This is a genomic window from Candidatus Solincola tengchongensis (assembly GCF_015711935.1).
Lineage (GTDB): Bacteria > Actinomycetota > Geothermincolia > Geothermincolales > RBG-13-55-18 > Solincola_A > Solincola_A tengchongensis.
In genome coordinates, this window is the sequence record NZ_JACVJJ010000096.1 from 1 (window position 1) to 25240 (window position 25240).

The 25240-nt window shown below is 67.1% G+C and carries 22 protein-coding genes; 16 read left to right on the forward strand and 6 right to left on the reverse strand.

Annotation, left to right across the window (positions count from 1 at the left end; all coding sequences use genetic code 11):
- Positions 1–107 precede the first annotated feature (107 nt).
- The gene (locus tag H7007_RS08930) at positions 108–1298 is read left to right on the forward strand and encodes a CaiB/BaiF CoA transferase family protein (RefSeq protein WP_287154858.1); all 1191 of its coding nucleotides are present in this window, start codon (positions 108–110) and stop codon (positions 1296–1298) included.
- 330 nt (positions 1299–1628) lie between these two features.
- The gene (locus H7007_RS08935) at positions 1629–3158 is read left to right on the forward strand and encodes a lactate racemase domain-containing protein (RefSeq protein WP_287154859.1); all 1530 of its coding nucleotides are present in this window, start codon (positions 1629–1631) and stop codon (positions 3156–3158) included.
- Between the two features lie 208 nt (positions 3159–3366).
- Here the strand turns inward: H7007_RS08935 and H7007_RS08940 are convergent, their stop codons facing one another.
- On the reverse strand, positions 3367–5907 hold the full coding sequence (locus H7007_RS08940) for a HEAT repeat domain-containing protein (protein ID WP_287154861.1): 2541 nt from the start codon (positions 5905–5907) through the stop codon (positions 3367–3369).
- A gap of 487 nt (positions 5908–6394) precedes the next feature.
- Between H7007_RS08940 and H7007_RS08945 the strand changes: the two genes are divergently transcribed.
- The 8 genes from H7007_RS08945 (at position 6395) to H7007_RS08980 (ending at position 14555) form a co-directional block, all read left to right on the forward strand.
- Positions 6395–7060 (forward strand): L-threonylcarbamoyladenylate synthase, encoded by a 666-nt coding sequence (locus H7007_RS08945; protein ID WP_287154863.1) that lies wholly within the window; start codon positions 6395–6397, stop codon positions 7058–7060.
- 14 nt (positions 7061–7074) lie between these two features.
- Positions 7075–7707, forward strand: a complete 633-nt coding sequence (locus H7007_RS08950) for an arsenate reductase/protein-tyrosine-phosphatase family protein (protein WP_287154865.1) — start codon at positions 7075–7077, stop codon at positions 7705–7707.
- A 4-nt stretch (positions 7708–7711) separates the two neighbouring features.
- Entirely contained in the window at positions 7712–8188 is a 477-nt protein-coding gene (gene rpiB / locus H7007_RS08955; protein WP_287154867.1) for a ribose 5-phosphate isomerase B, read from the forward strand.
- A complete protein-coding gene (gene glyA / locus H7007_RS08960) occupies positions 8185–9435 on the forward strand; it encodes a serine hydroxymethyltransferase (protein WP_287154869.1) in 1251 nt (416 codons plus the stop codon). Before rpiB ends, glyA begins: the two co-directional genes overlap by 4 nt.
- A gap of 29 nt (positions 9436–9464) precedes the next feature.
- Positions 9465–9935 (forward strand): deoxycytidylate deaminase, encoded by a 471-nt coding sequence (locus H7007_RS08965; protein ID WP_287154871.1) that lies wholly within the window; start codon positions 9465–9467, stop codon positions 9933–9935.
- Entirely contained in the window at positions 9920–11071 is a 1152-nt protein-coding gene (locus H7007_RS08970) for a glycosyltransferase family 4 protein (protein WP_287154873.1), read from the forward strand. The genes H7007_RS08965 and H7007_RS08970 overlap by 16 nt, the downstream gene beginning before the upstream one ends.
- A 667-nt stretch (positions 11072–11738) precedes the next feature.
- A complete protein-coding gene (locus tag H7007_RS08975; protein WP_287154875.1) occupies positions 11739–12998 on the forward strand; it encodes a radical SAM/SPASM domain-containing protein in 1260 nt (419 codons plus the stop codon).
- 174 nt (positions 12999–13172) lie between these two features.
- Positions 13173–14555, forward strand: a complete 1383-nt coding sequence (locus H7007_RS08980; protein WP_287154877.1) for a GGDEF domain-containing protein — start codon at positions 13173–13175, stop codon at positions 14553–14555.
- Positions 14556–14782: 227 nt separating this feature from the next.
- Here H7007_RS08980 and H7007_RS08985 read toward each other — a convergent pair whose 3' ends face one another.
- From H7007_RS08985 to H7007_RS09005, 5 genes are all read right to left on the reverse strand, one after another.
- A complete protein-coding gene (locus H7007_RS08985; protein ID WP_303646174.1) occupies positions 14783–15502 on the reverse strand; it encodes a polyprenol monophosphomannose synthase in 720 nt (239 codons plus the stop codon).
- A 154-nt stretch (positions 15503–15656) separates the two neighbouring features.
- On the reverse strand, positions 15657–16316 hold the full coding sequence (locus H7007_RS08990) for a protein-L-isoaspartate(D-aspartate) O-methyltransferase (RefSeq protein WP_287154881.1): 660 nt from the start codon (positions 16314–16316) through the stop codon (positions 15657–15659).
- Between the two features lie 88 nt (positions 16317–16404).
- Positions 16405–16842: an ATP-binding protein gene (locus tag H7007_RS08995; protein WP_287154883.1), complete on the reverse strand. Its 438-nt coding sequence runs from the start codon at positions 16840–16842 to the stop codon at positions 16405–16407.
- 2 nt (positions 16843–16844) lie between these two features.
- Entirely contained in the window at positions 16845–17219 is a 375-nt protein-coding gene (locus tag H7007_RS09000; RefSeq protein ID WP_287154885.1) for an STAS domain-containing protein, read from the reverse strand.
- A 52-nt stretch (positions 17220–17271) separates the two neighbouring features.
- A complete protein-coding gene (locus tag H7007_RS09005; RefSeq protein ID WP_287154886.1) occupies positions 17272–17430 on the reverse strand; it encodes a hypothetical protein in 159 nt (52 codons plus the stop codon).
- Positions 17431–17960: 530 nt separating this feature from the next.
- Between H7007_RS09005 and lexA the strand changes: the two genes are divergently transcribed.
- From lexA to H7007_RS09035, 6 genes are all read left to right on the forward strand, one after another.
- Positions 17961–18626, forward strand: a complete 666-nt coding sequence (lexA, locus tag H7007_RS09010) for a transcriptional repressor LexA (RefSeq protein ID WP_287154888.1) — start codon at positions 17961–17963, stop codon at positions 18624–18626.
- Positions 18627–18920: 294 nt separating this feature from the next.
- On the forward strand, positions 18921–19172 hold the full coding sequence (locus H7007_RS09015) for a DUF6504 family protein (protein WP_287154890.1): 252 nt from the start codon (positions 18921–18923) through the stop codon (positions 19170–19172).
- Positions 19173–19184: 12 nt separating this feature from the next.
- Entirely contained in the window at positions 19185–20486 is a 1302-nt protein-coding gene (dinB, locus tag H7007_RS09020) for a DNA polymerase IV (RefSeq protein ID WP_287154891.1), read from the forward strand.
- A 357-nt stretch (positions 20487–20843) separates the two neighbouring features.
- Entirely contained in the window at positions 20844–21341 is a 498-nt protein-coding gene (locus H7007_RS09025) for a DUF2284 domain-containing protein (protein ID WP_287154893.1), read from the forward strand.
- A 495-nt stretch (positions 21342–21836) separates the two neighbouring features.
- Positions 21837–24005, forward strand: a complete 2169-nt coding sequence (locus H7007_RS09030; RefSeq protein ID WP_287154895.1) for a CehA/McbA family metallohydrolase — start codon at positions 21837–21839, stop codon at positions 24003–24005.
- Between the two features lie 120 nt (positions 24006–24125).
- Complete coding sequence (locus tag H7007_RS09035) at positions 24126–25019, forward strand: hypothetical protein (RefSeq protein ID WP_287154897.1); 894 nt, start codon at positions 24126–24128, stop codon at positions 25017–25019.
- Positions 25020–25240 lie beyond the last annotated feature (221 nt).

Consider the following 25240-nt stretch of genomic DNA (forward strand, 5'->3'; position numbering starts at 1 on the left):
ACGGTTCATACGACGGTGGCGTCCCGGCCATCCATGCGACGGGGAGGGAGGATTCCGCCTGAAGGGTTGGGTTCTACGGTTCAGGACAGGAAAAAGGAGGAAGCGCCATGCGTTCCATGCTCGAGGGCATAAGGGTCATCGACTTCACCACCACCGTGGCCGGTCCGGGCTGCACTTTCTTCCTGGCGGACATGGGTGCGGAGGTCATCAAGGTCGAGAGGCCGGGACTGGGAGACGAGGCGCGCCTTTTTCCGCCGTATAAGGATGGGGTGTCCGCATCCTTCGCCGTCCTCAACCGGGGGAAGAAGGGGATCACCCTGGACCTCAAAAACCCGGAGGGGGTGAGCCTGTTCAAGGAACTGGTGGCGGTATCCGACGTCCTGGTGGAGAACTTCCGGCCGGGGGTGATGAAGAAGCTGGGGCTGGACTACGAGACTTTAAAGGGCGTAAACCCCCGTCTGGTAATGTGTTCCATCTCCGGTTACGGGCAGTACGGGCCTCTCTCCCACCTTCCCGCCTACGACGCGGTCATCCAGGCCATGAGCGGCTTGATGAGCACCACGGGGACCCCGGACGGGCCGCCACTCCGCTCGGGAACCCTCATCGTGGACATCTCCACCGCTTTCTACGCCGCCTTCGGGATATGCGCCGCTCTCTTCGCCCGCGAGAGGACCGGAGTGGGGGAGTATTTGGACATCTCCATGTACGATGTGGGCATCAACCTTCTGGAGGCCAAGTTCGTGGACTACACGGTCACCGGGAACGTTCCCCAGCGGACCGGAAACCGCTATCCGTACGTGACGCCCTTCGACGCCTTCCGCACTCGAGACGGCTTCGTGCTCATCATCTGCGTGGGAGACCACCCCTTCCGCAACCTCTGCCGGGCCATGGGACGCCCGGAACTGGCCGATGACGAACGTTTCCGTGACCTCATGGCCCGCAACGCCAACGAGCCCGCGCTGAAGGAGATAATCGAAGGGTGGTCCTCCGGCCTCACCACCGAAGAGGTCTGGCGGCTCATGCAGGAGTACGAGGTCCCGGGGGCTCCGGTCCAGGACGTCGGGCAGGTGGTGGAACACCCCCATACCCGGGCTCGCGGGATGCTCGTGGACCTGGAGCAGCCCGGGGCGGGAACCATCACCATCTTCGGCCCGGCCGTGAAGGCGGCGGGGAGCGACGTCCGCCCCCGGGGCCCGGCTCCCGCCCTGGGCGAACACAACCGCTGGTTCCTCGAGGAGTTGCTGGGCAAGGATCCCGCGGAGGCGGACCGTATCCTGTCTTCCGGAGCCATGGGTTGAGGTTGAGCCCGGAGGCGAAGGGACGGAAGGAGCGCGCGGGAAGCCGGATTCCGAGGGAAGGCCTCGGCGTGCGACACGGGGAAAGCGGAAGGACGGAGGGCGCGGCGGGTAAGCCGGCGCGGGGGAGATGTTTTCCCGTCCGTGTCCGTTGGCGGTACGGCGGAGGGAGGGGAGAGCGGCGGGTGGTGACGCCGGGGCGGTTGCCGGAGGTCCACGGCGGGGACGGTCTTCCCGATTCGGTCAAACCCGGGAGAGGATGACGGTGTATGGTTGTTATGGTAATATTTACCATAAATTGGGCTTTAACCTAAAGAGGAGCGAGGTGCGAAGATGAGGAGACTGGTCTTCTACGGCGATGACCTGGTGGCGGTGGACCTCCCGGAGGGCACCCGGGTGCTCGAGGCGCCGCCGCCTCTTCCCCCTCTCCCCGACTATGCGGGGAAGGTGCGGGAGGCCCTCAGGAACCCCGTGGGCTCGCCACCGCTTTCGGAGCTGGTGGGGCCGGGCTCCCGGGTGACCGTCGCCTTCGACGACCCCTGCCTTCCCCTGCCTCCGGCCATGCGGGATCCCCGGGGACCTGCGGTGGAGGCCGTCCTGGAGGAGCTCTTCTCCCTGGGTGTGAGGCGGGAGGACGTGGAGCTGGTGTGCGCCGTGGGCCTGCACCGCAAATGGACGGAGAGGGAATTGCGACATCTGCTTGGGGAAAGGGTGTGGGCGGTGATGGGGCCGACCCGCATCGCCAACCACGACGCGGAGGACCCCGCGGGGGTGGTGGACCTGGGGAGCACCCCGGAGGGATACCGCGTGGAGGTCAACAGGAAGATAATGGAATCCGACCTCACCGTTTACGTCAACGTCAACTGGACGAGCATGAACGGGGGTTGGAAATCATACCTGGTGGGGTTGGGGACCTACCGCACCATCCGCGCCCACCACAACGCCTCCGTGCTCGTGGAGGGCGGCTCGGTGATGGACCCCTCCAGTCGTTTTCACGACATCCTGCGCTCCCAGGGCGAGTACCTGGCCCGCCACGCCAGGCTGCTCAGCGTGGAGACGGTTCTCAACAACCGGGTGTGGCCGGGACCGCTGGAGAGGTTCCTTTCCCTCTCCCGGGACCGGGTACCCCTACCCTTCCGTCTCTCGAGGTATCTCCCGCGGGCGGCCAAGTCCGTGGTCTCCTCGGCGCTGCGCAGCGCCTACGCCCCCGTGGCCGTGCACGCCGGTAACCCCGGTGAGGTTCACCGTCTCACCTTGCAGGAGCTCTACCGCCAGCAGAACGTGCGCCTGGAAGGGCAGAGCGACGCCCTTTTCCTGGCCCTCCCGGACATCAGCCCCTACGCGGTCTTCTCGCGCATCAACCCCCTCCTGGCCGCCAACGCCGCTCTCGGGTACGTCTTCAACCTCCACCTGGGCCGCCCGGCGGTGCGCAGGGGAGGGGTGGTGATACTCCTGCAGCCGTTTCACCCCGGCTTCCACCGGCGCCATCACTTCCCCTACGTGGAATTCTTCGAGCGGGTGCTCTCCGAGACCCGCGATCCGGTGGAGATGGAGGCGCGCTTCGAGGAGGAGTTCGCCACCCGCCGGGAATACGTGCACGCCTACCGGCACGAACATTCCTATCACGGGGCGCATCCCTTCTACGTCTGGTACTGGTGCGGCCTGGCCTTGAGGGACCTGCAGAGGGTCATCGTGGTGGGGGCACGGCGCCGCGAGGTGGTGGAGAGGATGGGCTTCCGGTGCGCCGGTTCCCTGGAGGAGGCCTGGAGGGAGGCGGAGGGGCTACTGGGCAAAGGTTTCTCCCTCCTCCACCTCTCCGTCCCGCCCATCTTCGCCGTGGAGACGGTCGGGGAGAGCGGGTGAGCGGAAGCGCCGCAGGCCTCTTATCCACGCGGCATGAAGGTGGGCCGAGGGGAGGGCGATGAGTCCCTTCCGGGGAAGGGCGCCTGGCGGTTCCCCGTCTCGCGGGGGCGTGAAGGGGGGTCGAGGAAGTCGACGGGTGGTAAGGGGGCTCTCTGAGGGCACAAGAACGTTTGCGCGTGGGATCAGGCTCTTTAGACGGTGACGGCGTTCACGAAGCGGCCTTGCGGCGCTGCATGAGGCGCAGGGCCTCGGCCACCGCCCGGCGCACTTCCTCGCTGCGGTCGGCGGCGTAAGCCTGGAGGATGGAACGGCATTCCTCGCCGCCGATGGCTCCCAGGGCCAGGGCGGCCGCCGCCCTCACCTGGTCGTTGCGCCCCAGCCGGAAGGGCAGGCGGGAACCCCTGCGCAGGAGGTGCCGGCAGTAAGGGATGGCGGAGCGGTCGCCTATCTCCCCCAGGGCCCAGAGGGCGGCCGCCTTCACCGGGCCGGTGCGGCGCTTCTCCCGCCGGAAGCTGCGCGGCGGGCGCACCACCTCCACCAGCACGGGGACCGTGCTCACGTCCCGCATGCGGCCCAGCCCCAGGCATGCCTCCCTCTGCACCTGTTCGTCCCGGTCGTCCACCGCCTCCACGAGCAGGGAGGTGGTCTCCGGGGTGCGGATGCGGGAGATGGCCTTCACCGTCTCCCGGCGCACCTCGGGGTTCTGGTGCTTGATGAACCGGGCCAGGGACTGGATGATGGAGCGGTTGCTGATCTCCGCCAGGATGGAGATGATGTTCCGGTACATGTGCCAGGGGTTGTACTTCTCCAGGTCGTTTATGAGGCTGAGTATGGCATCCTTACCAATGTTTTCCAAAGCTTCGAAGGTCACCCGTTTGACCAGGAGGTCCTCGCTGTCCTTGAGGACCTGGATGAGGGGCTGCACGGAACGGTCCTCGAACTTGATGAGCAGCTCGGCCACCTCGGTGATGGTCTGGATGTCCCCCTCCTTGAGCACCTCGGCCAGGTTATCCAGGACCTGCTGGCTGGCCACGGTGACCACCGCGTCCAGGGCCACCTTGCGCTGTTCCGGCTTCCGGCCCCCGTCCTCCCCGTAGTGGCGCCAGAAGGTGTCGATGATCTCCAGGGCCGCGTCGTAGTCCTTGGAGAGGATGAAGGTCTGGGCCAGGGCGGCCAGGCAGCCGGCCAGGGTGGTGTAGATCTCCGTGAGCTCCCGCTCCCTCTCCAGGCGGTCCAGGAGGCGGTCCTTCATCTCGTAGGCCACGGGGAATTCCTGCAGCCGGCGGCTCATCTCCAGGGCGTCGGGTATGTTGCGGAGGGTCTCCGCGGTCTTGAGCCGGATCTCCGGGCTCATGTCCTCCAGGTTGTCCAGGAGGCTCTCCACCAGCTTGATCACCGTCTCCGGCTTCCGCGCCCGGTATAGTTTCTGAAGCAGGCGGGGGATGTTCTCGTCGATGGTCAGGGTGCGGGAGAGCTCGTCGATGTCCAAGGTGAAGCCCTCGTTGACCAGGAAACTGCTTATCTGGTATACGAGGGTGCTGGCCCCGGCGTCACCCCTCTCACCCTTGCCCTCGGCGATCTTCTTCCACATGTCCGCCTGGAAGATGCGGTCGCTGACCTTGGATTCCCAGGGCTTGCCCACCGAGGCCTGGTAGATCTCGTCGATAAGGGTGGAGAGCTCCCTGCGACGCAGCTCCTGCTCGGGGCTGAAGGGCACCTCCTGGTCCTCGGACAGCCGGTGCAGGTATTCGTGCTCGCGGATGGTGCTCTCCAGGAGGTCCAGGGTCTTGTTCTCGCGCAGGCCTTCCAGGATCTTCTTGCGCGGCGTGAGCCCCTCCAGGGAGGGGGGTTTGTCCAGGAGGAGGAAGTCCTTGAGCTCCGAGGACTCCAGGAAGGCCGCGGCGCGGGCCACCTCCTCCCCGTCCATGTGGCGCAGCTCCGGGTCCGGGACCTCCTCGAGGAGAACGGCCGCCCTCTCCAGCCCCGCCACCACCTCTTCCAGCGCCTCCTCCGGGTTCTCCTTCTCCACCACGATCTCCCGGACTGCCTGGCGGAGGAGCATTCCCAGGCGTGGGGGATTGGAGACGACGTCCCGGATGGTCTCCTCCCCGACCTCCCGACGGCTCCGGGCCCCGGTGACGTAGGCCACGAACCGCTCGTCCTTCAGCTTTTCCTCCAGGCGGAGCAGTTCTTCCTCCTCGGCCCTCACCTCCTCCGCCCTCTCGCGGGCCTCGGCGGTGATGACTTCCTCGTCGGTAACCGAGACGAAGCGCCTCTCGTTCACCTGGATGTGGGCGCATCCCTGGCGGGAGACCTCCTCCGCCAGGCCCCCGCTGCGGCGGAGCTCCTCGGGGTCGCGGGCCATGATGTAGAGGAAGGCCAGGAACTCCTGCTGGTCCATGCCCCGCTCAAAGGTGATGCTGTACACGTCGCGCCGCCGCAGGCCCTCCAGGAAGGAGAGCACCGGGGGACGGACCTGGTCGCGGTCGTGGAGCCTCTCGCCGTTGACCAGGAGGAGGTTGTCGGCCTCGCCCAGGGTGAGGGTCCCGGTGGCCTCCAGGAGCGGTTCCAGTCGCGCGTAAGCGGTCTCCACGGAGGCGCTGATCATGTCGCTGGTGGGAGGGTACATGTGGATATTGATCATGGCCGCGTTCAGGGCGATGAGAAGCTCCACCGCCCTGCGAGCCAGCTCCTCGCCGGCCTCCCGCGCTTTTGGGGTTTCCTCTCCGGGCCGAAGGTCATCTGCCATATTCTGCCATTCCCTTCCCCGCGTCCTCTTCCCTTGGGGTCGCCGGATTTGTCGCTCTTCGTCCTCTCCGCCGGTCTCGCTTCCGGCCGTTCCCTTCCGGTGGGCGCACCTTCGCGGATGTGTCCGCAGCGCCGCCCTCCCGCAACTCCTTTCAGGATATTTTTATCGTCAGCGATGACCGAGGGCATTAGGAAAACCCCTCTGTGGAAGGATATTCCCCCGCCCCCTGACCTCGAAACACCAGGTTCCCTCAACCCCTGGACCTGCGCCTGCCGGAGCCGTCTCCGCGTGGCTCGAGGTCGGGAACATGGTGGGCGGTCTTTCCCACGCGCCCCTATCCACCGCTTCACGGCGCTCGAGGCCCCTGCGCCGGCGATGCTGTCCCTTTCCCTGTATTTTGCCGCGAGGATGACGGGACAGGCACCGCTCGAGACCCTCCGTTTCTCTTGCGCTTATTCCCCTCCCACTCATGCTGTAGAATACCCTTATGCCCGAGATCCTGTGTTTCGACGAGCATTCCCTGGATGTGCTGTTCGCCCGGTGCGCGGAGTCCCTGGCGCGTGGGGGCCTGGCCATCCTCCCCACGGAGACGGTCTACGGGCTGGCGGCCAGGGTGGACCGGCGGGAGGCCGTGCGGCGCATCTTCGAGGTCAAGGGCCGCGAGGCGGCCAAGGCCCTCCCGGTGATGGTGGAGGATGCCGCACGCGCCGCGGAATTGACGGCCCCGGAATGGAGAGAGCCCCTCCTCCGCCTTTCCGTGTTCTGGCCCGGCCCCCTGACCCTGGTGGTCAAGGCCGCTCCCCTGGAGTGGCTGGAGTGGGTGGCTCCGGGCTCCCGGAAGGTGGGCTTTCGCGTCCCGGACCACCCCTTCCTCCTGCGCCTCCTGAGGGAGACCGGGCCCCTTGCGGTCACCAGCGCCAACCTCGCCGGGAAGGAGCCTCCCGCCGATTCCAGGGACCTCGACCCCCTGCTGGTGGAGAGGGTCGACCTGGTCCTGGACCAGGGCCGTTCCGGTACGGGCAGGCCCTCCACGGTGGCCGAGCTCACAGAGGGGGGGCTGGAGATAATCCGCTCCGGGGCGTTGAGCCGGGAGGAGCTGGAGAGGGCGTTGCGCTCCGGCGGTCGGCGCCGGCGGGAGTTGAGGGATGCTTGACCGGAGGTGAGGGATTGAAAGTCCTGTTTCTCTGTACCGGGAACATCTGCCGGAGCCCCATGGCGGAAGCCCTCTTCCGGCGGCGCCTGGAGAGGGATTACCCCCATCTCCGTTTCGTGCGCGTGGCCTCGGCGGGCACCTCGGCGGTGGATGGGAACCCGGCGAGCGCCGGCGCGGTGCAGGCCATGGACCTCTGGGGGGTGGACCTGGAGGGACACCGCGCCTCCTTCCTCAGTCCGCGCCTGCTCCGGGAAGCGGACCTGGTCCTGGCCATGGCCCGGGAGCATCTGCTCTCCGTGGAGAGGCTGGACCCGCATGCGCTGGAAAAGACTACCACATTGCCCTACCTGGCACGGCGGGAGAGGGATATCCTGAAAGCGCTCGGCGAAACCACGGTGCGCGGGGAGGAAGAGGCCCTGGAGAGGCTGGGGAAGGTCCTCGGGATACTGCGCGCAGCGCCCTCGGGACCGCCCTACCTGGCGGATATGCAGTCCTCTTCCTCTGATATAATTGACCCCATCGGGAGCTCGCTCCAGGTCTATATAGGCGTCGCCGAGGACCTGGATATGGCCCTGGAGAAAGCCATGCGCGCCCTCTTCGGATTGCCCGCACCCGGTGGAAGGGAGAGTCCTGCCGGCGACAGGTGAAGTTGTGGACGTTGGGGAAACGGTTATGAAGGTGGCCCTGGGTTCCGATCACGCGGGATTGGCCCTCAAGCGGATGATAGCCGAGTGGCTGCACCGCGACGGGCACCAGGTCCTGGACGAGGGGACCTTCTCCGAGGAGTCCTGCGATTACCCGGATTTCGCCCTCAAGGTGGCCCGCCGCGTGGCCGGCGGGGAGGCGGAGCGAGGCATAGCCGTCTGTGCCACGGGCATCGGCATGGCCATGGTGGCCAACAAGGTCCCCGGGGTGCGCGCCGCGGTGTGCAACGACCTCTACACCGCGCGTTACAGCCGGCTCCACAACGACGCCAACGTCCTGGCCCTGGGGGCCAGGGTCATCGGCCCGGGGGTGGCGGAGGAGATCGTGCGCACCTGGATGGAGACCCCCTTCGAGGGAGGCAGGCATTCCCGGCGCTTGAGCAAGATGGCGGAGGCGGAGACCTCCGGAAAAGGGGAAGCATGAACGACTGGGAGGAGATAGCCCGCGTGGATCCGGATATCGCGGAGGCCATCCGCGGGGAGCTGGAGCGCGAGAGACGGAAGATAGAGCTCATCGCCTCGGAGAACTTCGCCTCGCGCGCCGTGCTGGCGGCGGCCGGATCCGTTCTCACCAACAAGTACGCCGAGGGATATCCGGGACACCGCTGGTACGGGGGATGCGAGTTCGTGGACGTGGCCGAGAGGCTGGCCATCCAGAGGGCCAAGGAGCTCTTCGGGGCGGAGCATGCCAACGTGCAGCCTCACGCCGGAGCCCAGGCCAACTTGGCCGTCTATTTCTGTGTCCTCAAGCCCGGAGACGCCATCCTGGGCATGGACAAGGCGGCGGGCGGGCACCTTACCCACGGCACGCACGCCAACATCAGCGGGGCCCTTTACCGGGCCCATTTTTACGGGGTGAACAGGGAGACGGAGAGGCTCGATTACCGGGAGATCGCGGAGATAGCCCGCCGTTGCCGCCCCCGCCTGATCATCGCCGGGGCCAGCGCTTACCCCCGGGACATCGATTTCCGGGCCTTCCGGGAGATAGCCGACGAGGTGGGGGCCATACTCATGGTGGACATGGCCCACTTCGCCGGCCTGGTGGCGGCCAAGATCCACTCCGACCCCGTGCCCCACGCCGAGTTCGTCACCACCACCACCCACAAGACCCTGCGGGGGCCACGGGGAGGGATGGTCCTCTGCCGGGAACGTTACGCCCGCGAGCTGGACCATGCCGTATTCCCCGGGATCCAGGGCGGCCCGCTCATGCACATCATCGCCGCCAAGGCGGTGGCCCTGAAGGAGGCGGCGCAACCGGAGTTCGCCGCCTACCAGCGGCAGGTGGTCAAAAATGCCAAAAAGCTGGCGGAGGCCCTGGCGGAGAGGGGGTTGCGCATCGTATCCGGGGGGACGGACACCCATCTCCTCCTCGTGGACCTGCGCCCCCTGGGGCTCACCGGCAAGGAGGTGGAGGAAGCGCTGGACGCGGTGCGCATCACGGTGAACAAGAACAACGTCCCCTTCGACGACAAGCCCCCCGCGGTTACCAGCGGGATACGCCTGGGGACCCCGGCGGTAACCACCCGCGGCATGGGGGAGGAGGAGATGGTGGAGATCGCCGACCTCATAGCCGCCGTGGTCCATAACCTGGGCTCGGAGGAGGTCATGCGCGAGGTGCGCCGCCGCGTGGACGAGCTCCTGGCCGGTTTTCCGCTGTACCCCCACCTCTGAACGGCGCCGGTAAGGTCGGGAGGTAACGGGTGAGTAGGCCCAGCTGGGAAGAGTACTTCATGTCCATCGCCGGACAGGTAGCGACCCGCTCCACCTGCCTCAGGCGCCAGGTGGGATGCATCATCGTGGTGGAGAAACGCATCGTGGCCACGGGATACAACGGGGCTCCCGTGGGGCTCCCCCACTGCGAGGAGGTGGGATGCCTGCGGGAGCGGCAGGGGGTCTCCCCGGGGGAGAGGCATGAGCTATGCCGCGGCCTGCATGCCGAGCAGAACGCCATCATCCAGGCGGCCATGCACGGCACGGCGGTGAGGGGAGGGGTCCTCTACTGCACTCATAAACCCTGCGTCCTGTGCACCAAGATGCTCATCAACGCGGGGATAACCCGGATCTACTACCGGGAGGGGTACCGGGACACCCTGGCCGACGACCTGGCGGGGGAGGCGGGACTGCAGCTGGTCTGCATGCTGGAGGAGGCACCCGGTTGCTCTACCTTCTGATCTTCGCCGTTTCCCTGTTTCTGGCGCTCTTCCTCACCCCGGTAGCCCGGAAATGGGCGGTGAAGCTGGGGGCGGTGGACATGCCTCACGACCGCAAGGTGCACGAGAACCCCACCCCCACCCTGGGCGGGTTGGCCATTCTCCTTGCGGTGGTCTTTTCCACGCTGGCCGGGAAGGTGCTGGTGCGCGTCTTCCCCTCCCTGGCCCGGCCGGTGGGGATGTCCGACGCCCTCTCCTCCTACCAGCTTCTGGGAATCATCATCGCCTCCTCGCTTATCGCCGTCCTGGGAGCGGTGGACGACATGCGGCGCCTCTCGCCATGGATGAAGCTGGCCGGGCAGGTGGCCGCCTCCCTGGTGCTCATCTCCTTCGGGGTGGAGATAAGCACCGTGGCCCTGCCCCGGGGGAACGTCATCGACCTCACCGCCAGCCCCCTGCTCTCCATTCTCCTCACCCTCCTCTGGATGGTGGCCTTCACCAACATCATCAACCTCATAGACGGCCTGGACGGGCTGGCCGCGGGGGTGTGCACCATCTCCGCCGCCGCCTTCTTCGTCTACGGCACGCGCATCGGTGGCGACCCCAACACCCTCCAGGCCACGGTAATATCCGCCGCCGTGGCTGGCGCCTGCCTGGGTTTCCTGCGCCACAACTTCCATCCGGCGAGCATATTCATGGGCGACTCCGGCGCCATGTTCCTGGGTTTCATCCTCGGGGCGGTGAGCATCCAGGGCATACTCAAGAGGACTGCGGTGGCCACCCTGTTCACCCCACTCATCATCCTGGCCGTGCCCATCGTGGACACCGGCCTGGCCATCCTGCGACGGGCGCGCAAGGGAAAGCCCTTCCACTACGCGGACAAGGAGCACATCCACCACCGCTTGTTGTACATCGGCCACTCCCAGAGGCAGGCGGTCCTCATCATCTACCTCTGGACCGCCCTGCTCACGGGGATAGCCCTCTCCCTGGAGTTCGTGGCTTCCCGGACCATCATCTTCACCCTCTTGGCCGTGGGGGTGGCCAGCCTCCTGGCGACCACCCTCCCGCGCATCGTGTTGGGGGGCCGCGAGCTGGAGAAAGAGGAGGAGAACTTCGTCGGGACGGACTGGAAGGGGGAGGGACGGGACGAGGGGTGAGGCCTTTGAACCCGGGCCCGGCCCCTTCCGGCCCGCGCATCCTGGGGGGAGGCCCTTCGTCTTCCCGGGGCTGGGGCGTTCCCGGCCATTTCTCGTGTCCAGCGCGGATTCCCCCTGACGCACGTGGGCCGGTGGTCCATGTCGACCTCCCGGTTGGGCGCCTGCAACCCCCTGCAGTGTGTGCGTCGCTTGTTAAAATGGATATATAATATGACTTGAGAGTTTAATATGATAACCATTTATAGCTTTATGTGATCCTGTCGAATATCACATGGGTGAAAGCGTGTGCGGTGGGTAAAAGCGTATGCGGCGACGGCGCGATCAATCATGCCCGCGTTGTCCGCTTAGCGGAAAGGGAATGTCGCCCCCACTCGCGGCTTGTCGCCTTCGCCCGCGGCTTTAGGCCTTCAACCAGGAAGGCGTATTCCCCGGAGCGGAGAGGAGGCGGGGCGAAGCCTCTCGCACGGGGGCTTCCCCCTGCACGGCGGGGTGGCAGCAGGGCTTGGCCGTGAGCATCCGATCTCGCCAGCCCTCGAGGGAGGATGGCCCCCGGGGCCCGTGGGCGGGGCGCGAGGCGGACGATAAAGGACCCACCTGACCCCGGTCATGGCGCGCGCGGGGCCGTGTTGTATAATGCACTCCGGTCGCCCGTCGGGGAGGGAGGAGAGTGAAGGGGAAGACCGAGATGAACGGCGAGCCTTCGATGGACGGCGGGAAGGGAAGACCGACCCTTGCCCGCAGGCTGAGGCGCGAGTTCTATCGCGCCTTCGGGCCTCCCACCTTCCCCCTCTTCATGGCCGCGGGGGGATGGCTCTTGAAGAGCGTCGGGCCCCATATACCCTTCGTCCGTTTCGCCAGGCCGGACCGTTTCTCCTACCACCTGCCTCCGGTCAAGTCCCGGGCCTACGAGCGTTTCTACCGCAACATCGTGAACCGTGGCCTGGGAAGGGAATGGGGACCCCACGCCGTGACCATCGCCGTCACCCACGACTGCAACGCGCGCTGCGTGCACTGCAGCGCCTTCCGCCGCTCCCGCGAGGGGACGCTGACCACCGGCGAATGGTGCCGGGTCATCGACCAGTGCGCGGAACTGGGCATCACGGACATCATCATCACCGGGGGCGAGCCGTTGCTCAGGCCCGACCTGGACGTCCTCATCCGCCGCATCGTGGAGAACGACTGCGTTGCCGACCTCTTCACCAACGGTTCCCTCCTCACCGGGGAGAACCTGGACCGGCTGCGCGAGGCGGGATGCGACACCATATTCGTCAGCCTGGACAGCCCGGTCCCCGAGGAGCACGACCGCCTGCGCGGCGTGCCCGGCCTTTACGACAAAGTGATGGAGGGGATCGAGAGAGCGGTGGCGCGCGGGATGTACGTGGGCCTTTCCACCTACATGAGCCGGGAATGGGTGAGGAGGGGATACCACCACGAATTCCTGGCCATCTGCAAGAAGCTGGGGGTGCGCGAGCTCACCGTCTTCGACCTGGTGCCCACGGGAAAATGCCTCAAGCAGGATGAACTCATCCTCACCGACGCCGAGAGGGAGGCCTTCCGGGTCCTCCACGAGGAACAGTGGAAGGACTTCCGCGGGCCGCGGGTGTGCATGATGTGCCACGTGAACGACCCTCATATAATGGGGTGTTTCGGCGTGAAGTGGCAGATACACATAACCCACAACGGTTTCGTCACTCCCTGCGATTTCACTCCCCTGCACTTCGGCAACGTCAAGGAGGAGCCCCTGTGGGACATCTGGCACCGCATGAAGGTACACCCCGAGTACGACCGCAAGGCCATGACCTGCCGCATGCAGGACCCCGAGTTCCGCCGCAAGTACGTGCACAAGATTCCCGAGGGCGCGGAGCTCCCCTTCCCCATCTACGATTTGGACGAGGAGCACCGTAAAGCGCGCCGCGCCTTCCCCTGAGAACCCCCGATCCCCCGGCCTGCCTTTCCCTCAGGGGCTGCGGAGGTGGGGGCGTCTGCAAGCCTAAGGACTGGATGGGTTTTCTTCCCAAGGCCAGCGGTCATGGATTAAAATGAGGAGGGCAAGTCAGCGCGGCGGTGTTGCCGATCGGCAAGAAGAATCGGCTGGCAAAAAATGACAGATACACCTCAGACCACGGATACGCCTCGAGGGTCGGAGAGGGCGGAGGTCCGCCTGGCCTTCGCCGGGTTCAATTCCGCCTGCGGGCGGCTGGCCAGGGTGCTGGCGCAGTGTGAAATGGTGAAGATCACGGGGATCCTGGCCGGCAAGCTGCCCCCCGATTGGCCGTCCGAGGTGGAGCCGCCGCCCCTGTTCACCGCCCGCGGCAGGTTCGTCAAGGAATCCGCTCCCCACCTGATCCTGGCTGCGGAGGGCACGGACACGGCGAGCCTTCCGGCAGGAGAATACCAGATACTGGAAATCTACGAAGATTCCCCCCTGGCCTTGTTGCTGGAAAAGCTTACCGTCCTGGCCGCGGACAGCCGTCGCCTGAGCGGCGAGCTGCAGGAGATCACCGCGGTCTGTGCCGGCGCCGGCGTGGTGGAGGCCTACTCCGACCCCCTACCCAAGCTCTCCCAGCTCCTGGACAGGGCCATGGCCCTTTCCGGGGCCCGGGAGGGGATGGTCCTCTTCCCCGGCGAGGAGGTTGATTCCATGCGGGTGGTCCTGGCCAGGGGGGAGAGGCTTGAGGCGGTGGTGGGGGGTTCCCTGGAGGTGGAGCGCTCCATATGCGGCCGTGCCTTCGACACTGGGGCCGTCGTGCACCATGCCGTGGAAGAGGGGACCGAGGAATCGGCTTTCCTGGGGGTGGAGGAGGGGGAGAACATCCTGGCCCTGCCCATGCGGGCGGAGGGAAGGGTGGTGGGGATACTGGCCCTGGTCTTCAGAGGTCTCCCGCAGACCAGGCACCTTCCACTCCTCGCGCTGGTGGCCGACCAAGGGGGGCTGGCGGTGCTCATCGCCCGCCTGTACTCCGAGCTGGAGACCAACGTGGTGACGGACTCCGCCTCCGGCCTCTACAACCGTAACTTCTTCCTGCAGAGGCTGCACGAGGAGATAAGCCGCGCCCGGCGCTACAGCCTCAACGTCTGCCTGGTCTTCCTGGAGATAGACGGTTTCGAGGAGTACGTGGAGAGGAACGGCCGTTTCCTCGGGGACCTGGTGATCTCCGACGTGGGCAGCATCATAAGGCGCAACACGCGAGAGGTGGACACGGCGGCCCGCTACCAGGGCCACACCTTCGCCGTCCTCCTCCCGGAGACCAGGAGGCTGGGAGCCATGCGCCTTGCGGAGCGCATCCGCAAGGTGGTGGAGGAATACCCCTTCCCCTCCCGGGAGAAGAAGGAGGTGGAGTCCCTCACCATGAGCGCCGGCGTGGCCTCCTACCCGGCATGCGCCGACAGCGAGGAGACGCTGTTGGAGCGGGCTCTGGCCGCCCTGGCCGCCGCTCGGACGCAGGGCCCCAACCGAGTGCTCCTTTACGCCGAGGGGATGTAAGGCGAGGATTCCGGCGGGAAACGGGGCAGGCGACTCGAACTCGCTCGGCTTTTGCGTCCTTTAGGGGGTTGGAGAAGGGGGAATCCTGCGCAAAGAAGGCGCCTCTACGCCGAGCCCGGCAAGGTGGCCGTCAGGGCAGAGGCAGGCGGGCCGGACGTTCCCGAGCGGGGGAGGCGGAAGGACGCTCTATCCGAGATGGAGAGGGTCTCCGAGACCCGGGATTCGGGTCAGCCTTTCAAGAGGTCCGCGTACTTGCGGCGCAGCCCCCAGACCACCTTCAGGCCTTCCCAGAAGATGTCGAAATCCATCTTCGACTCCCCGCCCCTGCGGTCGGTGAAGACGATGGGCACCTCCACGATGCGGAACCCCAGGGCCTCGGCAACGAAGGTCATCTCGATCTGGAAGGCGTAACCCTGCGAGGTCACCCGGTCCAGGGGGATGGTCTCCAGTACCCGGCGGGTGTAACAGCGGAAGCCGGAGGTGGTGTCCACGGTCTTGGTGCGGGCCACAAGCTTGGTGTAAAGGTTGCCACCCCGGCTGATCATCCAGCGGAAGAGGCTCCAGTTCTCGCATCCTCCGCCCTTCACGTAACGGGATCCCACGGCGGCATCCGCTCCCCTGGCCGCCTCGTAGAGGCGAGGGATGTCGTCCGGGTTGTGGGAGAAGTCGGCGTCGATCTCGAAGAGATACTGAGCGCCTCTCTCCAGGGCATAGCGGAAACCGGCGCGGTAGGCGGTGCCCAGCCCCCCTTTTCCCTCCCGGTGCAGGACGGCCACCCGCTCGTCCTCGGCGGCCAAACGGTCGGCGATCTCCCCCGTGCCGTCCGGTGAGTTGTCGTCCACCACCAGGACGGAAAGGTCCAGGGGCTGGGCCAGGACGGCCTTGACTATCCTTTCCAGGTTTTCCCTCTCGTTGTAAGTGGGAATGACCACCACGATCTCGCGCATGGGAAGATTATACCACCAGGCCGGCTCTTCACCGTCCACGTGGGCGAGTTTTTCTTTTCGCCCCTGGAGGCCCCGAGAATATGCGTTCCGAGGCGTTTGCCCTCTCGCCCGAAGGAGCGAGCCTCGCCGCTTCCGCGGAGGCGTGAGGCGGTGGTCACCGGAAGCGCCGCCACCCGTACTTGCCGACCAGGGGCACGAAGATGCAGGAACCCTCTTCGGTGGTGCGGAAGGCGCCGTCCTCCTTCCTGACCACGGTGAGCATCTGCATGGTCGCCGAGCCCACCGGGATCACCAGGCGCCCCCCCTCCGCCAGTTGCTCCAGAAGGGGTTGGGGCACGGAGGGCGCGCCCGCGGTGACGATGATCCCGTCGAAGGGAGCCTCCTCCGGCCATCCCAAGGTGCCGTCCCCCACCCTGACGCGCACGTTGGCATAACCCAGGGAGCGCAGCCTTTCCTCCGCCTCCCGGGCCAGGAGGAGATTCTTCTCGATGGTGTAGACCTCCTTCACCAGCTCGCAGAGGACAGCGGCCTGGTAGCCCGAGCCGGTCCCTATCTCCAGGACCCTGTCCCCCTCCCCGGCATCAAGGAGCTCCGTCATCCAGGCCACCATATAGGGCTGGCTTATGGTCTGCCCCTCGCCGATGGGGAGGGGGGTGTCCTCGTAGGCGCGGTGGCGGAGGTCCTCGGGGACGAAGAGGTGCCGGGGAACGCGGCGCATGGCCTCCAGGACCCGGGGGTTCCGGATACCCCGCTCCGCGATCTGGGTGCGCACCATCTCCTCTCTGAGTCGTCGGAAGAAGGCTTCCTCATCCATGGGTGAACCGCCTCGATCGGTGTCCGGGCCGGAAAACAGTGCCTCGGGGCTCCCTTCCGGGCGTGCCGTCAGGGTACCCGGCTTGGGATCAACCTCTCTCCCTGCCGGGCAAGAACTTGGTTATGGTGACCTTGGTCCCTCCCCCGGGGCTGGACTGGCATTCGAAAACGTCCACCAGGCTGCGGATGAGCGGGATGCCGAAACCCTTTTCCAGCAGCTCGGAAGGCGGGCTCTCCAGCACGCACCGGGGGTCGAAACCCGGTCCCCGGTCCTGGACCTCGACGGTCAGGGATTCCTCCCCCATGATGAAGCGGATGTTTATGGGGGGTTTCTCCGCGGTGCCGTTCCCGGTATGGACGACGGCGTTGGTGCACATCTCCGAGACGGCTATCTTGAGGTCGTCCACGCTGTCCTCGCTGAAGTTCATGCGACGCGCGATGGAGCCGGCGAAGAGGCGCGCCAGGCTTATGTACTTGGCGTTCGCCGGGATCTCCAGTTCGAAGGCCACGTTCTTGTCTCCGGACAAACTCACGCCCCCTTGATGCTCGCCAGCAGGTCCTCCCGGGAGGAGTAGATGGTGAAGACCTTGGTGAGGCCGGTGATGCGGAAGATGCGCAGGATGCGTTCCTGGTTGCAGATTATCCCCAGGTCCCCCTGGTGGTGCTTGACCCGCTTCAGCCCCCCCACCAGGACGCCCAGGCCGGTGCTGTCCAGGAAGGCCACGTCTTCCAGGTCCACCACGATGCGGTAGCGACCCTCCTCCACCAGGTTCTTTATGGTGTCGCGCAGCTTGGGGGCGCTGTACACGTCCACCTCTCCGGAGAGGACGACGATCGAGTGGTCGCCCACGTGTTCCAGGGCGATGTCCAGCTCGCTTCCTTCCCTTACCTCGTTGTCCACCATGGTTCCATCTCGTGCGGGAGGACGGCCCGGGGCTCGAAGGAGCGGGGGCCCGTCAACGGGACCGGGAGGGACGCTTGACCACGGTGCCGCACTTGGCGCACTTCGCCTTGTCCTCACCGGGATCTATGGAGACCCGGTTGTTGCACTTGGGGCAGAGAACCCGCAGCACCTCGACACCTGTCTTCTCATGACCGTGAGGCCCCCGCACCATTTTTTCACCTCCGTTGTTTCTTCGAATACGTCACCTTCATCCCGCTAAGGCGAGGTCCACCAAATATTTACCCTCCCGCCGGGGGTTTGAAACCTGTTTCTCGTACCGTGGCTCTGTCGGCTGGACTCGTTTTCCCCGACCGGCTCCGCCTCTTGGAGGTTTAGGCCTGTTTCCCGTGCGCGGAGGGAGGAAGGCCTCCCTTTTCCCGTCCGCGCATGGCGCGGAGCCCGCGAGGGGGAACGGGCATGGGGTGGACCACGCCGGCAGGGATGTCCGGGGGCCCCGGGGTGAGGGAGGTGCTCGGGAGCCGGACGGCGGAGGGCGGGCGAACGGACCCCCGGCGGGGATCGACCCCTGGGGAGACCCGGGACGAGCGGGATGTCCGGGGCGGAGCCCCGCGAAGGAGGAGGCGCATCCGGGAGAAGGGGCGGTGGGTTAGTGGAAACGGGCCCCGCAGCGGAAGATTCACCCTAAACGGGTGTTTACGGATAAACAAATGTTTACTATAATAGGGGAGGAGGTGAGGGAGGATGGAGAAAGCGGCGTCCCGGCGGAGAGGCTCCCGCCCCGCGGGCGGGGAGGGGGGCGGCAGGGAGGGGCTCACGCCCCGGCAGGAGGAGGCCCTGGAGTTCGTCCTCTCCACCCTGGAGAGAAGGGGCTATCCCCCCAGCGTGCGGGAGCTCTGCGAGGCCTTGGGCCTCTCCTCCACCCGGGGGGCCCTGCGCCATCTCGAGGCCCTGGAGAGGAAGGGCTTCATAACCCGGGCGCCCGGGGCGCGCGCCATACAGGTGCGGGAGGGCCTCCGGGGCGGGGTGGCCTATCTGCCCCTGGTGGGCGAGGTCCCGGCGGGTCCCCTCCGCTACGCCTCCGAGGAGGTGGAGGAGTGGGTCCCGGTCCCCGGCCGCTGGGGAGGGAGGGGGCGCTTCCTGCTCCGGGTGAGGGGGGACAGCATGATCGGCGACGGCATCCACCCCGGCGACCTGGTGGTGGTGGATCCCCGCCCCGGTGTGGAGGACGGGGAGATAGTGGTGGCCCTGGTGGAGGGGGAGGCCACCGTGAAGCGCCTGAGGCGTCGGGGGGAGACGGTGGAGCTCCATGCCTCAAACCCCCGCTACGCTCCCCTGCGGGTGAGGCGGGGAGAGGGGGAGGTGAGGGTGGTGGGGAAGGTGGTCTCGTTGCTGCGGGAGAGGGTCTGAACCGGGGACCCCGCGCGGCGGCGCGGGGATGGAATAAGTTTCCAAGGAGGGCGCAAGCCCTCCTCGCGTCCCTACGGGGGGTTTTCGCGGGGCCCTTGGAGGGCCCCGGAAGCCGGGGGCAGGAGGGCCGCCCCGGCGCGATGCCGGGGACTCCTCCGGGCGGGCGCGGACGGGGGGCTTTGACGGGACGGCGGCCCGCCCTCGGAAGGGGCTGCCGGGGGTCCGGGGGCTCCGCCGGAAGGAGGAAGCAGGGACGCCGCGCGGGAACGGCGGCCGGAAAAGGGGAGGGATGCCATGGTCACCCTGGTCGAGGAACCGGTGGACGTGGCGGCGGTCTTCCGCGGGGGAAAGCTGCGGCCCACCGCCTTCCTCTGGCGTGGACGGCGCTACCGCGTCCGCCGCGTGCTGGGGACCTACCGGGCCATGAAGGGGAGGTACCTGGAGCTCTATTACTCGGTGATGAGCGACACCCCGGAGGTCTACGAGCTCCGTTTCTCCACCGACGGCATGAGGTGGAGTCTGGTGCGGGTGCACAGCGAGGGGTAGGGGAGGTCGGGGATGACCCAGTACGTGACGCACGGCCTTCTTCGCGCCGCGGATCAGGTGCGGGCCGCGGAGGAGGGGCGGTGCGTCCTTCACCTGGACATGGACGCCTACTTCGCCTCCGTGGAGCAGAGGGACGTGCCCCTCTACCGGGGCCGGCCCCTGGTGGTCTGTCACACCTCCAGCGACTTCTGCACCCACGGGGTGGTGGCCACCGCCTCCTACGAGGCCCGGCGCTGGGGGGTGAAGGCGGGCATGTCGGTGTGGGAGGCGCGGAGCCGCTGCCCCCACGCCTGCTTCGTGCACGCGGACATCCCCAAGTACCTGGACAACGCCCGGCGCATCCGGCGCCTCTGCGAGAGGCTCTCCCACCGTGTGGAAGTTTTTTCCATAGATGAGGTCTTCGTGGACCTCACCCCCCTCCTGCGCCCTTGCCTCCCGGGGGAAGGGCGCTGGCGGGAGGCCCTCAGGCTGGGGAGGGAGCTCAAGGGGGAGATACGCCGCCGGCTGGGGCTCACCGCCTCGGTGGGCATCGGGCCCAACAAGCTGGTGGCCAAGATGGCCTCCGAGTTCCAAAAGCCGGACGGGCTGACCCTCATAACCCCGGAGCAACTCCCGGACATACTGGCCCCCCTCCCCGTGGACCGGTTGGTGGGGGTGGGGGAGCGGATGCGCCGCCACCTGCGGGCCATGGGCGTGGAGACGGTGGGGGACCTGGCCCGCACCCCCGTGGAGCTGCTGGAGTGGAAGTTCGGGGTGATGGGCCGCCTGCTCTGGGAAGCGGCCCACGGCCGTGACGGGAGCCCGGTCCGGGAGGGCGGGGAGGAGCAGGAGATAAAGTCCTTCGGGCACAGCCTCTCCCTGCGCGGGGGGACCCGGGACCTGGGGTACCTGGAGAACACCCTCCTGGGGCTGTGCGACGCCGTGACCCGCCGTATGCGCCGCGAGGGCTACCTGGGGAGGACGGTGAGCCTGCGCCTGCGCGTGGGCTATGCCCTGGGCTATGCCCGCACCCGCAGCCTGGCCGAGTACACCGACCTCACCTCCCCGGTCTACGCGGCGGCGCGGGACCTCCTGCGGCGGGAGGCCGGCTCCGGCCTGTGGACGGAGCCGGTGACCACGGTGGGCGTCTCCGTCACCCAGCTGCGTCGCAGGGAGGAAGGGAGACAGATCACCATCTGGGAGTGCCTGGACTCCCGGGAGGAGAGGCTCACCGCCGCTCTGGACGCCCTCCGCGACCGCTACGGGGAGGACGTGGTCACCCGGGCCTCCTTGCTGGGCGACTTCGCCCTCTCGGGCATGAACCTGGCCCGCTGACCCCCTGGCGCGGGGCGGCGCCGTGCGGCGAGGGCGGCCCCTCCCCGCGGGGGAACCTTGCCCGCCGAAGGGCCGGGAAAAGGTTTTTCCGCACGACCATTATTAGTTGCCATATCTTACCAGATGCGGCTCTCCTTTCCAGGCTGCGGTCGAATACCGGGGAGAGCGCATATAATCATGGACGGGGAGGGGCTGGGGATCGAGTAGGGGGAGCGCGGGTATGCGGAATCTCCCGGCAATCCTCATGCGCGGGGGTGCACGCGCCTTCAGGGATTGGGAGTTCTGCCGCCGCTTCTGGTACGGCGTGGACCGGTGACCGAGGGACTCGTCTGGGCGACGAGTGGAAGGGGGCTGGCTATGGATATGGAAAGATACGTGAACCTGGCCTACGAGATGGGGGCGGTCGACGCACTGATCGTCGAGGTCCCGGAGATAGTCTTCGACCACCGCACCTACCTCAAGTGCGCCTGGGGATGTCCGGAGTTCGGTCAGCTGAAATGCTCACCAGACCTCATCAAACCCTGGGAGGCGGAGCCCCTCCTGCGCCGTTACCGCCTGGCGCTGCTCATCCACACCCACCGCAAGGAGCTGGCCAACGAGATCGCCTGGGAGGTGGAGCGGAGGGCCTTCCTGGACGGGCACTACTGGGCCTTCGCCCTCTACGACTGTCACGGCTGTGATGTGTGTGCCGCCTCCAGCCGCCAGGATTGCGCCAACCCGGAGAAAGCCCGGCCGGGAGAGGATTTCCTGGGTATAGACGTCTACGCCACGGTGCGCAAGTTCGGACTGCCCATCGAGGTCCTCACCCACAAGGAGCAGAGGCAGGACCGCTACGCCTTCGTCTTCCTGGAATGAGGCCGCGTGGGAGCGGTTCGCGGAGCGGACGGCATCCAAGGGGCTCGCCGGCCGGAGACCGAGGGATGAAGAGCAAAGAGTAGAGGGCAGAGGGCAACGGGCAGGAGAGAAAGAGGCGGAGGGAAACAGGCAGCTGACGGAGGAAAAAGGAAAAGGAGTGAAAGACAGCAGGCAGCAGGCAACGGGCAACCAGCAACGCTAAGGGATAGCGAGCAACGGACAGCAGGCGAAGGATATTGGGCAATGAGCGACGAGGATCCGTCTCCTTGCGCCGAGAGACGACATCTTATGGAAGGAATGCCGTTTCTCGGGCGCAAGTCGGATGGCGGCGGTTCCCTTCCCCGGGAACTTCCCCTCGCCGGGCGGGGGAGGAAATCGAGACCCGTTTCCGTCGGCCGCCGGCACCGGGGCCTGCCTCCCACCCGAGGGCTGGTAGAATATCCCCTGTGAAATCGGTTCCCGCCGAAACGGGATGGGCTGGAAGGTAGGACCGGGATGAGAAAGGTCTTGCGCCGGGTCTTGAAGGCCGCGGCCGGGCTCGCGGGAACGGCCGCCGGGGTCCTTATCTTCGGGATAATGGACTTCCTCTACGATCCGGAGTTCTTCCGCTCCGGTCGCAAGCCGGCTCCCACAACGGACAGCGCACCGGGGGAGGCGGAAGTGGAGCCCGCCATGCTCCGGGCCGGCTCGGGATACGCGGAGGTCACCCTGAAGTTCCGCTGCGGTCCGGGAGGGATCTCCGAGGACGGGGGCCTGAAGATAAGCCTCTGCCGTATGGTAGATTTTGGTAATAATGGCCGCAGGCCCGCTTTCCTCTACGCCCACGGATGGGGCCTGATCCAGAACCGCCATCCCCGCCTTCCCAATTATTACCGGTGTGAGCTGCGCACCTCCGGGGGAGCCCGGCTGGAGGTGGCCTCCCAGGGTTACTTCCCCCTGCGGGGAGCCCTGCGCTTTCTGGGCCGGGAGTTCCTGCGCCGCTGCGGAGTGAGGCTGGAAGCCCTGGACGTGGGATATCTCTACCTGGAGCAGAGGAAGATCCGCATCCGGGTACGTGAAGGCAGGCTGCGGGAGGGAGACGAGATCCTGGTCCTCCTGGGCGACAGGAGTGGAGGGAGCAGGGGGTGGAAGGTGCCCGCCCGTTCCTCACGGGTGAACCTGGCGGTGGAGGTGGACGAACGGGCCTCAGGCCTCTACCGTTTCATCGAGCGCAACCCGGTGCTGGAGGCGGTGGGCGGGGAGGCGGAGGCCCTCCAGCCTGTTCTCTCCTCCCCGGACCGGGAGGGGAGGGGTAGGATCCACCTCCGGGCCGTGGATGCCAGGGGGGATGTGGACCCCGCCTTCGAGGGAGCGGTGCGCCTCCTTCCCCCGCCGGGGATGGAAACCGCTCCGGAGGTCATCTTCTCTCCCCGGGACAGGGGCGTGGTCACCGTCCCTTACCGCCTGGCGGGGCCGGGGGTCTACCGGCTGAGGGCCTCGGCGGGGGGCCTGCGAGGGGAGAGCAACCCCGTGTCCTTCGGCGGCGGGATGCGCCTCTTCTGGGGCGACCTGCACGTGCACACCTGCCTCTGCGACGGCAACCTCGAGCCGCGGGAGTTCTATCGCTCGGCGCGCGACGAGGAAGGCCTGGACTTCGCGGCGATAACCATGCATGACACCATGGAGATGTTCGAGCCCTCGGGCAGGGAGGAGGAATGGAGGCTGCTCCGCGAGCTGCGGGAGGAGTTCAACCGGCCCGGCGAGTTCGTGGTCCTCTTGGGCTACGAGTGGTCGGATCACAGGTACGGGCACCGGGGCGTCTACTTCGCGCCCTGGGAGAGGGACCCCCGCCTTTACGGCTGGCTGAGCCCGGAGAGTGACGACCCGACCAAGCTGAGGGAGTGCCTGCGCGTCCACCACGCCCTGGTGGTTCCCCACCACACCTCCTGGCGGCGGGTGTTCGTCCTCCCTTTCAACTGGGCCAAGATGGTGAGGTTGAGGATTCCCCCCGCCTACGCCTGGTGGGGGGCGGATGACGAACAGCAGCGCCTGGTGGAGATCTACAGCATGCACGGTGCCTCCGAGAGCTACGACGGCCCCTACCCGGTCACCCACGGGAATCCGAGGGGGTGGTTCCCCCGCTTTCTCAGGGACGACCGGGTCCCGGCGGGATATGGCAACTATTACCAGGAAGCGTTGGCCGCCGGGCTGCGCCTGGGGGTGGTGGCCGGAAGCGACCGGCACGATTACGCCGTGGACGAGAGGGTCCATCCGGTGGACATCTACCCACGGGGCCTTACCGCCGTGTGGGCGGAGGAACTGACCGACGAGGAGATATGGAGGGCCCTGTGGAACCGCCGCGTGTACGGGACCACGGGGGCTCGCATGGTGATGGAGCTCTACGCCGACGGCCTTCCTATGGGCTCGGAATACTATCCCCTGGGGCCGGTGAGTCTGGAAGGAAGGGTCCTGGGCACGGCGCCCCTGCGCCGGGTGGAGCTGGTGCGGGGGAGGAAGGGGGTCTTCGACGTGGCCTGGTCCTCATGCGGCGGGAGGGAGGCCGGCTTTCGGCTGACCGACGGAGATGAGGGGGAGAGGCTCTACTACCTGCGGGCGGAACAGGAGGACGGGCACTGGGCGTGGTCCAGCCCCATCTGGCTTTTGGGTGAGGGCGAGCAGGGCTGAGCCGGGGCCGGCGGCGCTCCTCATTTTGGATATCGAGCCCTACCGGCGGCACCTGCGCCCGGCCCCCCGGTGTTTCGGGGAAGCGGCGGAAATGCCGGGCCGCCACGGGGAAGACGACGGATGGTGGCCATGCGGACGGTCCTGGAACTCTTGAGACTGCTCTTCTTTCCGGGTCTGGCCTTCATGCTGGCCGCGGGTGGCCTTCTCCTCTTCCTGGAGCGTAAGGCGGCGGGGCTCCTTCTCGGAAAGACGGCGGACGGTGGCGGGGAGGGGGTGGCGGGAAGGGAGCCGGAAGAGGCGTGGCCCCCAACGGGCGGTCTCACCCTCTCCGCCTCCCTGCTGGCGCTCGCCGTCGGCCTGGTGTCTCTGGTCGGGGCCAGGGGAGACCTCCTGGTCATGGGCCTCCTCTTCGTCTCCGCCGAGGCGCTGCCGCTGGCCGCGATGCGCGAGGCCGGGGGGCGGAGGTGGAACGCCCTTCTGCCCCTCGCCTTCCGCACCGCCTTCCTCCGCGCCGCCTCCTTCCTCTCCATCCTCATCGCCGCCTCCCTCCGTTACCCGGGGGGTCCTGACATCTCCCTCCGCTCCTTGCGGGGTGAACACATCTTCTCCTCCCTGGCCCTCTGGGATGGCCCATACCGTTTCGCCGTGTCCGGGGGACTGGGCATCGCCGTCCTGGCCGCCGTTCTCCTCACCCTTGGGGATCCGGCATGGGAGGCTGGGATTCGCCTTCCCGCGGCGGGGCCCGAGAGGTTGGCCGCCGACTCCCTCCGCGCCGGGCAGCGCGTGTTCCTAGCGGCCGTGTTCATCGTCCTCTTCCTGGGATATCCGGGCGCGGGGAACGGCGGATACCCTGTCTGGCTTCCCGCCTCGCTGGGGTGGCTCCTCCTGGGAGTCCTGCTGCGCGTCGGGCTCTCGCGCTCGGGAAGGGTGGGGAGGAGGAAGGTGCAGTGGTGGGCGACGATCCCCGCCTTCCTCTCTCTGGCCCTCGTGGCGGTCTCCTCCTTCCTGGCTTGAGGAAGAAGGCGGGATGGCCCGGGGATGTCCGGGGTACGGGCCGGACACCGCGCGGATGTTGGAGTGGGAGCGGGACCATGGGTAGGAATGCGTTCGGGACCGGGAGGCGGGCGGCGCGGGATACGGGGATAGCCAACGGGTGAGGCCCCCGGTGAAGGGCTGCATGGAGGGGCCGGCCGGGATATCGGGGGATCGCCGGGCCGGCCGGTGGAGCGTACGGG

Coding starts and splice junctions, on each gene's coding strand:
- H7007_RS08930 (WP_287154858.1), top strand. CDS start 108: ATGCGTTCCATGCTCGAGGGCATAAGGGTCATCGACTTCACCACCACC.
- H7007_RS08935 (WP_287154859.1), top strand. CDS start 1,629: ATGAGGAGACTGGTCTTCTACGGCGATGACCTGGTGGCGGTGGACCTC.
- H7007_RS08940 (WP_287154861.1), bottom strand. CDS start 5,907: ATGGCAGATGACCTTCGGCCCGGAGAGGAAACCCCAAAAGCGCGGGAG.
- H7007_RS08945 (WP_287154863.1), top strand. CDS start 6,395: ATGCCCGAGATCCTGTGTTTCGACGAGCATTCCCTGGATGTGCTGTTC.
- glyA (WP_287154869.1), top strand. CDS start 8,185: ATGAACGACTGGGAGGAGATAGCCCGCGTGGATCCGGATATCGCGGAG.
- H7007_RS08980 (WP_287154877.1), top strand. CDS start 13,173: ATGACAGATACACCTCAGACCACGGATACGCCTCGAGGGTCGGAGAGG.
- H7007_RS08985 (WP_303646174.1), bottom strand. CDS start 15,502: ATGCGCGAGATCGTGGTGGTCATTCCCACTTACAACGAGAGGGAAAAC.
- H7007_RS08990 (WP_287154881.1), bottom strand. CDS start 16,316: ATGGATGAGGAAGCCTTCTTCCGACGACTCAGAGAGGAGATGGTGCGC.
- H7007_RS09000 (WP_287154885.1), bottom strand. CDS start 17,219: ATGGTGGACAACGAGGTAAGGGAAGGAAGCGAGCTGGACATCGCCCTG.
- H7007_RS09005 (WP_287154886.1), bottom strand. CDS start 17,430: ATGGTGCGGGGGCCTCACGGTCATGAGAAGACAGGTGTCGAGGTGCTG.
- lexA (WP_287154888.1), top strand. CDS start 17,961: ATGGAGAAAGCGGCGTCCCGGCGGAGAGGCTCCCGCCCCGCGGGCGGG.
- H7007_RS09015 (WP_287154890.1), top strand. CDS start 18,921: ATGGTCACCCTGGTCGAGGAACCGGTGGACGTGGCGGCGGTCTTCCGC.
- dinB (WP_287154891.1), top strand. CDS start 19,185: ATGACCCAGTACGTGACGCACGGCCTTCTTCGCGCCGCGGATCAGGTG.
- H7007_RS09025 (WP_287154893.1), top strand. CDS start 20,844: ATGGATATGGAAAGATACGTGAACCTGGCCTACGAGATGGGGGCGGTC.
- H7007_RS09030 (WP_287154895.1), top strand. CDS start 21,837: ATGAGAAAGGTCTTGCGCCGGGTCTTGAAGGCCGCGGCCGGGCTCGCG.
- H7007_RS09035 (WP_287154897.1), top strand. CDS start 24,126: ATGGTGGCCATGCGGACGGTCCTGGAACTCTTGAGACTGCTCTTCTTT.